Origin of the sequence: Streptomyces sp. NPDC059455 (assembly GCF_042750115.1) — a bacterium.
In the GTDB taxonomy this organism is placed as follows: Bacteria; Actinomycetota; Actinomycetes; order Streptomycetales; family Streptomycetaceae; genus Streptomyces; species Streptomyces endocoffeicus.
Genome location: NZ_JBHYVB010000088.1, coordinates 4,681 through 18,011 on the forward strand (window position 1 = coordinate 4,681; position 13,331 = coordinate 18,011).

Genomic DNA, 13,331 nt, shown 5'->3' on the forward strand with positions numbered 1-13,331 from the left:
GACGCGGTCGGGCTCTGCGCGTTACCGGGGGCGTCGTCGCCGCCCGCCGCATTCGAGCCGCCGTCGGCGCCGCCGCAGGCAGTCCGGCCCAGCGACAGCGCGGCGGTGATGGCGGCCAGGGCGGCGGTACGAATCCGGGAGGTACGCATGATCGGGTTCCCCTGCGTTTCGTGCGGGAGTTGTCTTCGGCGGCTCCCGCGGCGTGGACACCACTTTTCCCGGGGCCACTGACGTTCCGGAAACGCCTCACTCACGTCCCGCAAACAAACCGCGCGCGACCGGGTGAGGGCGATCTGCGGGCGGCCACCACCCAGCTTGTCGTTCAGCCTTCGGCCGCTTCGGTATCGGAGGCCATCGATGTCTGCAGGACGCGTAGCCATCGTTGGCAGACTTCATGGGTGACCGGTTCGAACAGCTCGGGGGTCGAGATTTCGACAAGGAACTGGGTCAGCAGGTCCTGGTGTTCTTCCTCCACGTGAACCTGGTCCGCGAAGTGCACGGCTTGTGCCCAGTCGACGAGTTGGCCAGGGCTGGCGAGTCCGGTGGTGACCTTCTTGGCGGCGGCCGCGGCGTGGCTACGACGGAGAGTGACAGTTGATGTTGGTTCGCCGTGCCGGGCAGCTGCGATGAGTCCGGAGAGCTCACCGTTCCAGCGCACGAGGTCTTCAAGGGGCTGGCTTCCATTCGCGTCCATGTCGCTCATCCTGCTGGACCTCGTGGTCATCGAGGCAGCGGTGGCCGGCCGTCAGCTCGGAAGCTGGCGTGACGCGTCGAGGTTTGGTGCCGGCCTTGTGGTGGGCGGGGCGCTTGTAAGCCTCGCCCGACCCCTGCGGACCCGGGCGGGGGTGAGCTTGTTCGGCTCTGCCGAGGCTTCTCCCAGGGTCGGCGGAGGCCGGCGGCCAACGGGTGTGCAGGCCTGAGCTGGGCATCGGCGGCGATCAGCGGCCTCGCAGCCCTGCTGCCGCTGGCGATCGGAATCATCGCCATCGCGGGCACGTTCGCGGAGCTTTTCGTCCTCGGCAGTGCCACCGATGTCTCCGTCTTCCGATCAACCTGACCACGGCACTGGGCCTCGGCCTCGGCATCGACTACGCCCTGCTGATGGCCAGCCGGTCCCGGGAGCAGCTCGCGGCAGGGGCGAGCGTGAATGACGCCGTCCGGCGGACGCTGAGCACCGCGGGCCGTACGGTCGCGTTCTCCGCCGCGACAGTGGCGGCCGCGCTCGCGGGGAAGGCAGCCGCGTTCAACTCAGTGCGACCACCGCCGGATCAGCCGGTCCGTCGGCCCAGGTGGAGAACCCGTAGCCACGCATCTGCGCCGCCACGATCACGTGATCATCCGAGGGTGGGGCGTTGATCACTTGAGAGTGCCGTCGTTTACGGCACTCAGGTCAGACGGGCGTTGCACTCCTGACGGTGTGGCTTCTTGCGCTTCGCCGGGCTCTGGGCCGGCGATGGGCTCGATGCGTGGTTGGGCGAGTCGGGCGTAGTCGGTGCCCGAGATGGCTACTGACCGGTCGAGGCGGGCGGCGTTGAAGTAGAACTGCGGTCGGGCGACGACTGCGGGGTCGGCGACGAGTTCGAGGTCGGGATCGAAGGCGAAGGGAAGGACGGTGCCGGGAACGGAGTGGGCCGGCCGTTCGGCGCTGGCGGCGTCGCTGAACCCGGCATAACGGGCGTTGAACAGTGTGCGCACGGCATCCAGGTCGACGCGCCGGTCGCCGGGGACGACCGCCAGCACATGGCGGGTGGTCTTCTTGTCGGTTTTCACTCTGAGGCCGATGCACTTCGCTGCCTGGGAGGCGGGGTGTCCGCGCAGGGCGCTGACCGAGTCCGTGGTGCCGTCCGGTTCGTGATCGGTGAGCCGGTAGGGCGTCTGGGTGGTCTCGAGCAGGGTGATCAGGCGCTGGTAGGTGTCATTGTCGGGCACGCTTCATCCTCTTTCCCGGTTCTCGCTGTCGTGGTGCGGTGGGCGCGTTCGATGGCCTGGCCCCAGTAGGTTCCGGCGATCATGAGCACGGCGCCGAGAGTGGCCCAGAGGGTAAGCCGTTCGCCGCCGACGCTGATCCCGATGGCGACAGCCCAGATCGGTTCGGTGCCCAGCAGCAGGCTGGCCCGGCTGGCGGAAGTGCCCTGCACGGCCCAGGTCTGGGCGAGGAAGGCGAACACGCTGCAGAACAGGGCGAGATAGATCAGCTGGATCCAGGTGGTGGCACTGCTGTGGACCAGGTCAGGCAGGTGGGTGACGGCGAGCGGCAGGAACAGGACCGAGCCGACGACGGTCTGGGCGGTCGTCAGGTGCAGCGGGTCCATGGGACGGCCCGCGGTGAGCCGTCCGACGAGAGCGACGTGCCCGGCCCGGACGACTGCGGCGGCGAGCATCAGCACGTCTCCGAGGCGTGGTGCGTGCAGCCCGGTGCTGGAAGTGAGCAGCCCGACGGCCACCACGCAGAGTCCGGCGGCGAGGAAGAACGTCCACGGCAGCCGGCGGCTGCTGGTGCGGTCCAGCAGTGGTGTCAGCACGATGGTCAGGCTGATGATCAGCCCGGCGTTCGCGGCGCTGGTGTGCGCCACCCCGTAGGTCTCCAGCACAAGCACGGCCGCCTGGGTGACTCCCAGCAGCGACCCGACGCGGACCTCCGCGCGGGTCCAGCGGTGCCTGTGGCGGCGGGAGGCGACCAGGGCTCCACACGCGAGCGCGGAGATCACATACCGGGCGAACAGGACCGCCAGGACCGGGAGCGCGACGGTGGCCGTCTTGGCCGTGAGATAGCTGGAACCCCAGACCAGCGCGACCAGGAGAAGTACCGCATCGGTGCGGCGGGCAACATGCATGCCCCCACGCTGCCCCACCAGTATGTTGAAGGCCACAACCAACTTCTAAACATAAGGTGTAGCAGAACTACACTGTCAGAGTGGATGAACGGCAGCTGCGCATCCTGCGCGAACTGGGAGACCTGGGCAGCGTCAGCGCGGTCGCCGAGGCACTGCACGTGACGCCTTCCGCGATCTCACAGCAGCTACGGCTGCTGCAGCGCTCGATCCCCGTCCCGCTCACCGAACGCGCCGGACGCCGGGTGGTACTGACCGACGCCGGGCAGGCCCTGGCCGCGGCGGCCATCAAGGTCGAGACCGCCCTGGCCCAGGCCCGGCACACGATCACCGACTTCGCCGACCAACCCGACGGCGACGTATCGGTGGCCGCATTCCACAGCGCAGCGTCCGCCTTCTTCCCGCCCCTGCTGCGCAGCCTCGCCCACCCCGGCCGCCCCCGCCCGGCGCTCGCCGACGAGGACGTCGCCCAGGACCGCTTCCCCGCCCTCACCCGTCACTACGATCTCGTGCTCGCCCACCGCCTCGACCACGGCCCGTCATGGCCACGCACCGTGACCTCCACCACGCTGCTGCGCGAGCCCCTCGACGTCGCCCTGCCGGTCGGCCATCTGCTGGCGTCCAAGCCGCTCCTTACGCCGCGGGACGTGGCGGACCAGCCGTGGATCACGGTCCACGACGGCTTCCCACTGATGTCCACCATCGAGGCCATCGCCAGCGTCGCCAACCGCCGACTCGACATCGTCCACCGCATCAACGAGTTCGCGGTGGTCGCCGAGGCCGTCGCCGCCGGCGGCGGCCTCGCGCTGATGCCCCGCTGGACCGCCCGGCCGCACCCCGACATCGTCCTCAGGCCGCTGAGCGGAGTACACGCTCGACGCGACATCGACGTCCTCCACCGGCCTGAGCGCACCGCCCGAAAGGCCGTCCGAACGGTCCTTGCCGAGTTGCACCGCGCCGCCGCACAGATCCAGGGCCGAGACCGCTGAGCCGCCCACTACCGCTACCGGTATCGGTGTGCACATGCCGAGGAACAGCTAGTGGCGATCAGAACGACCTTCGCCGGTCCCGTCAGACCGGCGGCGCCCGCAGGGGAACGCGGCGCGGGAACTCCGGCCGCGGCAGCAAGGCGAACGGGATCCTGCCCATGCGCGGGCGCCCGGTCCTGTGAGCTGACCGGTTCCAGGGCGGCCAAGACGTTGGTGAGGGCCGGGCCGGGGGCGCCGGCGGCGATGATCGCCTGCGCGGTCAGCTCGGTGCCGTGCGTACTGGCGCTGCGCAGGCAGGCCACTCGGCCATTCCGTCGCCTCGTGGCGACCAAGGAAAAGGGCCATCTGGTCGCGGTCGAGGACAATCCGGGCCGCTCGCCGACGCGGCAGTGTCGATGGGTCCCGTGCGCTACACTTGATCTTGCTGTAGCCGCCCGAACTCCGGGCAGCCGGTCGCGCGTTGGTGGTCCAAGGAAAGACGCCCCGCTTCCTGCGGGGAGATGCAGGTGCAAGGCCTGCCCGGCGCTCAGAAGCCGAGCCCACCCCGCTTATGGGGTGGGCTCGCGCGGTTTCACGGCTCGCGCGCGAACAAGGACTCAGGTGGGTACCGCCGAGTGGCACACGACCTGGGAAGACTCGGCGTTTGTCCGGATCGAGGTACGCCATCCGCATGGCTGTATGGCTGCTCTCACCAACCCGATCGTGCTGATTTGACCTCCGCGATCCGCCGGTACGGCTCGCCTACGGTCGCGCGGAAAGCACAGCGTCGTCTTGACCACAGGGCGGCAGACCTTCGCGGTCGCGGCGACCGTCGTACCGTCTGCCTTCGCTGGCACGGTGCTCGGGCTCCGAGTGGTGTCCGAGGTGCCCACTGACATCCTCACCGTCACGCCCATGGCAGAGCTGCCGGACCATCAGGTGTCACCCTGCCGTGCGGTGTCCGGCGCTCTCATCAGCGAGATCGCAGAGCTGGCCGATGAACTCGCGATAGCTGTCGGGGGCGTCGTAGTCCTTGCTGGGTGGTCCGTCGATCCACAGCTGCCAGAGGCCGTCCGGGGTGAGGGACCGGGCCGCCTGGCCGGCGCCGAGCCTGGCATCGAGCAGCAGGAGCGTGCCGAGGGCGGCTGCCTGGTCGTAGTAGAGGTCGGGGCGGGGCAGTGGCGGTCGATGTAAGCGACCAGGAGGTCGGTGTCGGCAGAGGTGCCGAAGGTGGCGAGAGCGATGCAGTAAGCCGACCCTGCGTAGGGCCCTTCGCTGGCGAGCAGGAGTTCGCCGAGGCGTCCGCGGAACCCGGTTCTGCCGGCAACGGCGATGAGCCAGGCTGCCGTCTTGCGCTCGCGCCACCTCCATCGAGCAGAATGCCCAGTTCACGGGGGGTTGATCTGGCTGGCGGCCTTGCCCAGCTTTCGGGTGAACTTGCCGCGTTCGCGCCCACGCATGCCGAGAAGGCTGCCTAGCAGCGCCACGCCGTTTCGGTTGAAGGGCCGCAGTCGCTCGGGGCAGCAGCCCGTCCGGCTCAACTCGGTGCCGGGTGCTACCCCAGGTCGAAGGTGTTGGGCAGCCCCAGCCGATAGCGCACCTCGTCGATCCGCTTCAGGGGCTCCATCTCCGGCGGCCGGAACAACTCCCAGATGTGACACCGCTCGGCGCCCGAATTGTCCGCGTCCAGGAGTGCGTTGACGGCGCGTCGCGCGGACTCGTTGGCGCCCTCCATGGTCGCCAGGTCCACATCCGTACGGACATAGTCGCCCGCGAGGAAGAAGTTCGGCACCGCTGTCCTCGCCGACGGGCGGTGGTAGAGGGTGCCGGTGGGGTGGATGAGGAGCTGTTCGCGGTTCCGTGGGTCGGGGCCGCCGAGGCCCGTCACCGCCGGGTCCATGAACCAGTCGAGCCGGTCCTCGTCCCTGAGTGTCGTCTTGCCGGAGTCGTTCAGCCCGTCCTTCAGCTGGGCCCACAGTTCGGCGACGATCTCGTCCTTGGTGCACTCGCGGGCCGTCTTGCCGTACAGGATGCCGGGCTTGTCCCACTCGGAGATGATCGTGGACAGGCACTCGTGGGCCTGTCCGTCTCCGTAGTCGCGCGAAAAGTCCCGTACGTCCCAGAACTGCGTCTGGCCGATTCCGGTGACCGCCCACGGGGAGTCGAGGCAGTTGATATGGCCGTGCACGACGGGGGTGGGCGTGCGCAGGTAGAACATCACGCCGGTCATCCAGTCCGTCTTCAGCGCGTCGCACCGCCCGAGCTGCGGGTCGGCGGCGCGCAGGGCCGGGCCCCAGGTCGCGCGCGCGTGCTCGACTGGGAGGGCGGAGACGTAGTGGTCGGCGGTGATGGTGCGCTGCCGGCTGCCGTCGCGCGCCGCCACCCGTACGCCGGTCACCCGGCCGTCGCCGTACACCACCTCACGGACCTCGGTGTCGAGCACGAACTCGACGCCCAGGGACCGCAGATGCCTCTCCCAGGGGTCGATCCACGCCTCGCTGGTCGGGGCGTTCAGCACCCGGTCGATGTCCCCGTCACCGTCCATGCCGCGGCCGAGCAGGCCCCACAGGAGGAGGGCCTCGATGATGACGCGGCCGACGGTACGGGTGGAGGCGATCTCGGCACGGGTGGCGACGAGATTGCGGGTCTGGCCGATGCCGAGGAGCACCTGGTACTCGCGGCTCATCTCGCCGGCCCGGATGAAGTCCCACCATGCGACCTTCTCCCACTGGTCCTCGCGGCGGGCGTCGCAACTGGTGAGGTGGACCAGGAGGCGGTCGGCGAAGTAGACGGCCTCGTTGGCGGGCAGGTGAGTGGCGAGGTCCAGCACCGACAGGATCTGGTCGCGGATCCAGGACGGGGTGAGATCACCGGGGGCGGGCGGGGTGGTGGCCCGGCGGAGTGGGAAGTGCAGGTCCGGGCGGCCCGAGCCGTGCGCGAACAACGCTTCCGTACCGCCGCGGAGGTTGCCGTGGACGCCGCTCGCGTTGCCCGGGAAGGGGATGCGACGCATGGTGTCCGGCAGATTCCGGTAGAAGCCGGGGAAGAAGCGGAAGCCGTGCTCGCCGGGAAGCGGCTTGCGGTTGCCCGTTCCGGTCCCGGGGACGTCCATCGAGCGGGCCTTGCCGCCGAGGGCGTCGTAGTACTCGTAGACCGTGACCTCGTAGCCGCGTTCGGCGAGTTCGTGGGCGGCGCTGAGGCCGGAGACTCCGCCGCCGAGGACGGCGACGCGCTTGCCGGAGGAGGCCGCGGCCGCGCTGCCGACAGTCCCTAAGGCGCCGACCGTACCCCCGCCGACGACTCCGGCGACGGCTCCTCCGGTCGCCGTCAGGAAGCGTCTGCGGCTGTGTCCGTTGTGCCCCTGGGACTGCTGCGCGTTGTCCGTTGTCATGGACCCTGAAGGGTAGGGAGGGGCTCCGGAAGCCGGAAGCCCTATTTCCTGTCACCCACAGCATCCTCACAAACGCAAGGAGACAGCGATGCCGAGCGTGTTCGGGCAACCGGCCAGTCGACTCGTATCCGCGGCTCGCAGGCCTCGGGCTGTACGGAGGAGCCCAGTCTGACCCGACCCTGGGCTCCCTCGGTCCCGGTGACGTCCTGATGCTCTTCACAGACGGTCTCGCCCTGCACTGGCCCACCACGGCCTCGTCGTCCGACGCGGCGAGCCTGGCACCGGAGAACGCCACCGACGGGGACGCGAAGACCCGGTGGGCCAGTGCCTACCGCGACGACGAGTGGATCCAGGCGGACTGGGCCGCTCGCAGCCCGTGCGGCGCGTACTGCTCGACTGGGAGCAGGCCTCCGCGCGGGACTACGACATCCAGGTCTCAGGCGACGCGGAGAACTGGCGGACCGCGGCCGAGCCACGGGAGCCGCCTCGTTCGGCTACTCGCTCTGGCGGTTCGAGGTCCGGGCCACGAGCCCGGAGGCCGCTCCCGCCGCTGAAGCCCGCGCCGATCACCACCGCCCGCATGTCATCGGGCGCGTGGCGCAGCAGCCAGTCCAGGTCCAGCCCGCCGTTGGAGCCCACCTGGAAGTGGTGCTCGGGGAGCCGGGCGACGGGGGCGGCGTTGGTGCGCCGGTAGTCGGCGAAGACCTTCTGCTCGGAGTCGGGGAGGATCGGCAGCCCGGCAGCATCCGGTTGAGCTGGATGAGCAGAGTGTCGAGCGGCTGGTTCGTGGCCATCTTCCGGCGCCCTGCTTTGATCTTGCCCATCACAGCCGCGAGGGCCTTGCATGAGGGGTAGCTGCAGACGTAATACCGGCTGAGGAGCCGGTGTCCAGGCGGGCGCCCACGCGAAGGCCGGTGCGGGTGGAGGTCGCGGCGATGCTCTGCACGATCACGTCGTGGCTGGTCAGGGGCCGACCCCGCCAGTTCATGGCGATGTGGGAGAACAGCCGGTGCTCCACCTTGTGCCACTTCGATGTGCCCGGCGGTAGGCGGCAAATCGTTACCCTAAGCCCGGTCTTGGCCGCGAACCGGGCCAACTCCACCCTCCCGGGACGGGTGCGGTACCCGTCGGAGCCACCGGCGTCCGCAGTGATCAGCAGCCCTGACGCCTGCGAGTACTCGGTCTGTCCGTCTCAGCCCCCATCACCGGCACCAGCCTGCGCTGACGCTCTTTCAGGTGCGGAGACACTGCACCGAACTCCGCCGCCAACGACGCCTCAAGCCCCACCGCGCTCACCACAATGATGGCCTCAAATACGCGAAGTGATGGCTTGTTATCTGCAGGCCCTTAGCTGTCTCGGCCGGCGGGGATGAAGTTCGCGTATTCCTCGATGCGGGTGATCAGCCCCTTGTCGTCGAAGCGGAAGTACACCGCCGCGTGCGCCATGGGGGCGCGGCGGTAGCGCTGCGCACGGCAGGCCCTGGTGCTCAGCCCGACGAAGCGCACGCCGGTGCGTGGCAGTGGTTGCGTATGAGGCAAGTAATGGGGTGCTGGAGCTGTCCGGCGGGCAACTGGACGCGGCCACGACTCAGGCGCGGCGGGCTGCCCAGACGGTGCGCTCGGTGCGTACGGCGAGGTCGTCGCGGCGCAGGATGCTGTGCGGGCTGTCGGTGTCGAGTAGCTCGTCGAGTGCGGCAAGGTCTTCGGAGCTGAGCGCTGATGCGGCGGCGCCGCGGATGCGCTGCAGGCTGCTGTGGGCGTAGCGGCCGATGGCTTCGCTGCGGTCGCCTTCGATGTTCACGGTGATGGTGCGCTCGTCTTCGACGGTGAATCCGGCGGCGGACAGCATCGGTCCCCAGTCGGCGCCGCGGTGCGGGACGTGCTCGGCGTGGAAGCCGTCGGTCGCCCTGTGGCAGCGTTCTTCGAGACCGGGCCGATTCTCGGGGGCGTCGGCGGGCAGGAAGCGGGGGAAGCCGTCCAGCTCGACGACGGCGAACAGGCTGCCCGGGGCGAGCAGGTCGTGGACGCTGGTCAGGGCGAGGTCGGGGTGGGCCATGTGGTGCATCGAGGCCGAGGCCCACACCAGGTCCGGCGTCCCGAGATCGGGCCAGTCAGCAGCGTCGAGGTCGGCCTGCACGGTGCGCACGCGCTCCTCCACTCCACGGGCGTACGCCTTCTCGCGCAGGTGCTGCAGGTGCGCGGCCGAGGTGTCGACGGCGGTGGCGTGTGCCTCGGGGAAACGCTCGAGGAGCGCGAAGGTGCCCGCCCCCGTGCCACAGCCCAGATCCACGATCTGGCGCGGCTCGGCCTTCAGCGGCAGCCAGGCGGTGATGAATGCGACATGCTCGGCGAGCACCTCGGCATCCAGGTCAAGGATCTCCGCCTGGTCGGCATCATCGTGCGCCTGGTGGTGGCCGCCTTCGCCGTGGGGGGTGTGCTGATGGGCTGGGGTCATGGCGACACCGTAAGACGCCTATGCGCTTACGGCACAGCTGCTTGCTGTTTACGCAAGGAGGTCGCTTCGCCCGCTGCCCATCACGCAAGATCCCGCCCGTACCGGGCCTCCGACACCGTCACTCACCGGGAGTCCGAGCGTCGCCGTAGTCGCCGGCCTCGGCGGTATCGCGTTGGTGGCCTCGGCGGGCGTCGCGGTCGAAGATGCCCATGATCTCGCACGGCCCGCCCTCGGCGCCGATCGCGTGGGGCATCATGGTGGGGAACTCGGCGGCCTGGTTGGCCTCGATGCGGAACCGGCGGTGGCCGAGCATGAGGATGGCGGTGCCGGACAGGACCACAAGCCATTCGCGGCCGGGGTGGGCGCGCATGCGGGCAGGGTTGTCGGGCGGCGGTTCGGTCATGCGCTGACGCATCACGCTCATACCGGGGTCACCCTTGATGGGCCAGCGCATCAGACCGTGGGCGCCGTCGATCATCGGGCTGATGACGACATCGTCGGCGGCGTTCTCCACCAGCTGGTCCAGGGTGGTGCCAAGGGCGCGGGCGAGGGTGACGAGCTGGTCCAGGGTGAGGCGGCGCCGGCCGTTCTCGATGCGGCTGAGCGAGGACTGGCTGAGGTTGGCGCGGGTGGCCAGCTCTTCCAGGGACCAGCCCTGGGCGACCCGCAGGGCGCGGATCCGTTTGCGTACGAGGCCGTCCAGCTGCCCATCTTCTTGCGTCATAGGCAACATGCTATGCCCTTTCCGCAATGCGGGTTTAACGTCCAGTGCAGGTGGTCCGGGCACGGGGACCACGCACGACGAAAGGGCGCGACATGTCTGCGCAGACTTCCCGCAACGAGGGCGACGAACTGCCCGCTGAGACCGTGGATGTGGTGGTGATCGGCGGCGGCGCCGCGGGCTTGAACGGGGCCCTGATGCTGGCCCGCTCGCGCCGCTCGGTCGTCGTGATCGACAGCGGCACCCCGCGCAACGCCCCCGCCGCGGCCATGCACGGCTTCATCGTCCTGGACGGCACGCCGCCGCCCGAGATCCTCAAGCGGGGACGGCAACAGGTACGCCAGTACGGTGGCCGGATCGTGTGCGGCGAGGTGGCCTCGGCCGAACCGGCCGCCCCGTCTCCCGAGGGTGATCCGCGGTTCACCGTCGGCCTGACGGATGGCCGCACGGTGACCGCGCGCCGGGTGCTGGTGGCCACCGGCCTGCGTGATGTGCTGCCCGAGGTGCCCGGCCTGGCCGAGCACTGGGGCCACAGCGTGGTGCACTGCCCCTACTGCCACGGCTGGGAGGTACGCGATGAGCCGATCGGCATCCTCGCCACCGGTCCCGCCTCGGTCCATCACGCCTGGTTGTTCCGCCAGTTGACGGACGACCTCAGCTACTTCACCCGCGGCGCCGAGCTGGACGCGGACACCCGCGCCCGCTTCGCCGCCCGCCACATCCGCGTCATCGAGACCCCCGTGCGGGAAGTCGTCAACGACGAGGGCGGCGCCCTGACAGGCGTGCGCCTGACGGATGGCAGCTTCGTGGAGCGGCGCGTCCTGGCCGTCGCTACCCAGATGCAGGCCCGCACCGAGGGCTTGGAGGGTCTGAGGCTGCCGATGGAGGACCTGCCCGACAACATGGGGCGCCGCTTCGCCTCCGCCATGGCCGGCACCACCGAGATCCCGGGCGTGTGGGTGGCGGGCAACGCCACCGATCTGACCGCGCAGGTCGGCGCCTCCGCCGCAGCCGGAGCCCTGGCCGGTTCCCACATCAACGCCCTCCTGGCCGCCACGGACACCGATGCGGCCCTCGCTGCCGCACGGAGCGAGAACACCACCGCCTAGACCCCGGCTCCGCCGCTGAACCGCACGGCCGCACCCAACGGTCCGCGCGGTGGGCGAGTACGAGCCTTCACCTCATCGATTCGGCGACCGGCCCTGCTCCGGCGCTGATCCCGCACGCCCTTTTTGGAAGGAAAACATGAGTACGAACCAACCTCCCCAGGCGGCGGCAGCAACGAGCGTCGGGGATACACCGGATGCGCGTCAGCTGCGCACGATCCTGATCGCCGTCTCCATCGCGCTGATGGCCGTCATCGCGTCGGTGTCCGGGCTGAACGTCGCCCAGACCCACATGGCTGTGGAGTTCGGCGCCTCGCAGAACACCGTTCTGTGGATCATCAATATCTACACCCTGGCCCTGGCCGCGCTGCTGCTGCCGCTCGGCGCCGTCGGTGACCGGCTGGGCCGTAAGCCCATGCTGATCACCGGTCTGACCATCTTCGGTGCCGCCGGCATCGTCGCGGGGCTGGCTCCGTCGGCCGGGGTGATGATCGCCGCGCGCGTGGCCGCCGGTGTGAGCGCTGCGATGATCATGCCGATCACGCTGGCCGTCATCACGAGTACGTTCCCCGAGGAGCAGCGGGGCAAGGCGATCGGTGTGTGGACCGGTGTCGCCGGGGGCGGCGGCATCCTGGGCATGTTCCTGTCCGCGCTGTTGGTCGATGTCGCCGACTGGCGCTGGCTGTTCGTCCTGCCCGTGGTCCTGGTCGTCGTAGCTCTGGCGATGACGTTGAAGTCGGTCCCCAACTCCCGCGAGCACTCCGCTCATTCCTTCGATACCACGGGCGCCTTGCTGTCCGCCGTCGCTGTGATCGGTCTGATCTTTGTTCTGCAGGAAGGTCCCGAACGCGGCTGGACCGCCCCGGTGACTCTGATCAGCCTGATCGTCGGGGTCATCGCCTCCGTCGCCTTCGTGGCCTGGGAACTGCACCGCCGCGACGCCTCGCTGCTGGACGTGCGCCTGTTCCGTGAGCGCGGCCTGGCCAGCGGCTCGATCACCCTGCTCGTCGTCTTCGGGGTCCAGGCGGGTATCGCCGTGGTCCTCTTCCCGTTCTTCCAGGCGGTCCTGGGCTGGTCCGGGCTGTTGTCCACCGTGGCGATGATGCCGATGGCCGTCATGATGATGATGACGTCCGGCCTGGCCCCCAAGATGGCCGCACGCATCGGCGCCCGCTCCACCATGACCGTGGGCGTCGCCCTGGCCACCCTCGGCCTGGCATTGATGGCTCTCTTCGTCTCCGTCGACGGCGGATACCTCTCCATCCTGGCCGGCATGCTCGCCATGGGCGTCGGTATGGGTCTGTCGATGACGCCCTCCACCGAGGCCATCACCAACTCCCTGCCGCGAGAGAAGCAGGGCGTTGCCTCCGCCCTCAACGACGTCACCCGCGAGTTCGGCACCGCTCTCGGTGTCGCCCTGCTCGGCGCGCTTCTGTCCGCCGGCTACCGCGGCGCCATCGACGGCAGGCTGCACGGCATCCCGCAGGGGACCGCGGACACCGCGCGGGAAGGCATCGCCAACGCGGTCGAGGCCGCGGGTAGTGCGGACTCGCATGCACAGGACCTGGTCCACGCCGCCCAGCAGTCCTTCGTCGACGGCTGGCAGCAGGCCATGTGGGCAGGCGCCGCCGTCATGGGCGTGCTGCTCGTCTACATCGCTTTTCGCGGCCCGAAGGACTCAGCTTCCGCCGCCGCGGACGAGACGGAGACCACGGAGACCGTCGCCGCCCGATGACCACGTGACAACTGGGCGGATCATCCGCCAGGCGTTAGGCATCGCGATACCAACCGCGCGAAACACAACCCCACCCCGCTGACGAACCGCAACAGCGCCCACCCCCCCGCCGCACCCGAGAGCG

At 69.6% G+C, this 13,331-nt stretch carries 11 protein-coding genes and 3 pseudogenes; 4 read left to right on the forward strand and 10 right to left on the reverse strand.

The features are described 5' to 3' along the window. Positions 1-322: 322 nt before the first annotated feature. A complete protein-coding gene (locus tag ACFXB5_RS28085) occupies positions 323-703 on the reverse strand; it encodes a hypothetical protein (RefSeq protein WP_385212658.1) in 381 nt (126 codons plus the stop codon). Positions 704-940: 237 nt separating this feature from the next. On the opposite strand from ACFXB5_RS28085, the pseudogene ACFXB5_RS28090 reads away from it, so the two are divergent. After that, positions 941-1,227: pseudogene (locus ACFXB5_RS28090) on the forward strand (MMPL family transporter); the annotation flags it as partial. 129 nt (positions 1,228-1,356) lie between these two features. Here the strand turns inward: ACFXB5_RS28090 and ACFXB5_RS28095 are convergent. Both ACFXB5_RS28095 and ACFXB5_RS28100 read right to left on the reverse strand, forming a co-directional pair. Continuing rightward, the gene (locus tag ACFXB5_RS28095) at positions 1,357-1,929 is read right to left on the reverse strand and encodes a YbaK/EbsC family protein (RefSeq protein ID WP_385212660.1); all 573 of its coding nucleotides are present in this window, start codon (positions 1,927-1,929) and stop codon (positions 1,357-1,359) included. After that, complete coding sequence (locus ACFXB5_RS28100; protein WP_385212662.1) at positions 1,899-2,834, reverse strand: DMT family transporter; 936 nt, start codon at positions 2,832-2,834, stop codon at positions 1,899-1,901. Before ACFXB5_RS28100 ends, ACFXB5_RS28095 begins: the two co-directional genes overlap by 31 nt. Positions 2,835-2,914: 80 nt before the next feature. Here ACFXB5_RS28100 and ACFXB5_RS28105 point away from each other — a divergent pair, with 80 nt between their 5' ends. Further along, positions 2,915-3,820 (forward strand): LysR family transcriptional regulator, encoded by a 906-nt coding sequence (locus tag ACFXB5_RS28105; RefSeq protein WP_385212664.1) that lies wholly within the window; start codon positions 2,915-2,917, stop codon positions 3,818-3,820. 921 nt (positions 3,821-4,741) lie between these two features. Here the strand turns inward: ACFXB5_RS28105 and ACFXB5_RS28110 are convergent. The 7 genes and pseudogenes from ACFXB5_RS28110 to ACFXB5_RS28140 all read right to left on the reverse strand — a co-directional run bounded on the left by ACFXB5_RS28110 (position 4,742) and on the right by ACFXB5_RS28140 (position 10,369). Continuing rightward, positions 4,742-5,133, reverse strand: a pseudogene (locus ACFXB5_RS28110) (DUF6000 family protein). A 221-nt stretch (positions 5,134-5,354) separates the two neighbouring features. Then, complete coding sequence (locus ACFXB5_RS28115) at positions 5,355-7,190, reverse strand: FAD-dependent oxidoreductase (RefSeq protein ID WP_385212666.1); 1,836 nt, start codon at positions 7,188-7,190, stop codon at positions 5,355-5,357. 420 nt (positions 7,191-7,610) lie between these two features. Continuing rightward, positions 7,611-8,036 (reverse strand): hypothetical protein, encoded by a 426-nt coding sequence (locus ACFXB5_RS28120; protein ID WP_385212668.1) that lies wholly within the window; start codon positions 8,034-8,036, stop codon positions 7,611-7,613. 31 nt (positions 8,037-8,067) lie between these two features. Next, positions 8,068-8,367, reverse strand: a pseudogene (locus ACFXB5_RS28125) (ISAzo13 family transposase); the annotation flags it as partial. Positions 8,368-8,537: 170 nt separating this feature from the next. Continuing rightward, positions 8,538-8,729: a hypothetical protein gene (locus ACFXB5_RS28130; protein WP_385212670.1), complete on the reverse strand. Its 192-nt coding sequence runs from the start codon at positions 8,727-8,729 to the stop codon at positions 8,538-8,540. 49 nt (positions 8,730-8,778) lie between these two features. Then, on the reverse strand, positions 8,779-9,645 hold the full coding sequence (locus ACFXB5_RS28135; RefSeq protein WP_385212672.1) for a class I SAM-dependent methyltransferase: 867 nt from the start codon (positions 9,643-9,645) through the stop codon (positions 8,779-8,781). A gap of 118 nt (positions 9,646-9,763) precedes the next feature. Then, positions 9,764-10,369, reverse strand: a complete 606-nt coding sequence (locus tag ACFXB5_RS28140; protein WP_385212674.1) for a helix-turn-helix domain-containing protein — start codon at positions 10,367-10,369, stop codon at positions 9,764-9,766. A gap of 92 nt (positions 10,370-10,461) precedes the next feature. Between ACFXB5_RS28140 and ACFXB5_RS28145 the strand changes: the two genes are divergently transcribed. Both ACFXB5_RS28145 and ACFXB5_RS28150 read left to right on the forward strand, forming a co-directional pair. Beyond that, complete coding sequence (locus ACFXB5_RS28145) at positions 10,462-11,475, forward strand: NAD(P)/FAD-dependent oxidoreductase (RefSeq protein ID WP_385212676.1); 1,014 nt, start codon at positions 10,462-10,464, stop codon at positions 11,473-11,475. 136 nt (positions 11,476-11,611) lie between these two features. Further along, on the forward strand, positions 11,612-13,207 hold the full coding sequence (locus ACFXB5_RS28150; RefSeq protein ID WP_385212678.1) for an MFS transporter: 1,596 nt from the start codon (positions 11,612-11,614) through the stop codon (positions 13,205-13,207). Positions 13,208-13,331: the final 124 nt, after the last annotated feature.

Excerpts from the sequence above, each read along its gene's own strand:
- ACFXB5_RS28140 (WP_385212674.1), bottom strand. The coding sequence starts at position 10,369 with ATGACGCAAGAAGATGGGCAGCTGGACGGCCTCGTACGCAAACGGATC.
- ACFXB5_RS28085 (WP_385212658.1), bottom strand. The coding sequence starts at position 703 with ATGAGCGACATGGACGCGAATGGAAGCCAGCCCCTTGAAGACCTCGTG.
- ACFXB5_RS28135 (WP_385212672.1), bottom strand. The coding sequence starts at position 9,645 with ATGACCCCAGCCCATCAGCACACCCCCCACGGCGAAGGCGGCCACCAC.
- ACFXB5_RS28150 (WP_385212678.1), top strand. The coding sequence starts at position 11,612 with ATGAGTACGAACCAACCTCCCCAGGCGGCGGCAGCAACGAGCGTCGGG.
- ACFXB5_RS28100 (WP_385212662.1), bottom strand. The coding sequence starts at position 2,834 with ATGCATGTTGCCCGCCGCACCGATGCGGTACTTCTCCTGGTCGCGCTG.
- ACFXB5_RS28115 (WP_385212666.1), bottom strand. The coding sequence starts at position 7,190 with ATGACAACGGACAACGCGCAGCAGTCCCAGGGGCACAACGGACACAGC.
- ACFXB5_RS28120 (WP_385212668.1), bottom strand. The coding sequence starts at position 8,036 with ATGCAAGGCCCTCGCGGCTGTGATGGGCAAGATCAAAGCAGGGCGCCG.
- ACFXB5_RS28145 (WP_385212676.1), top strand. The coding sequence starts at position 10,462 with ATGTCTGCGCAGACTTCCCGCAACGAGGGCGACGAACTGCCCGCTGAG.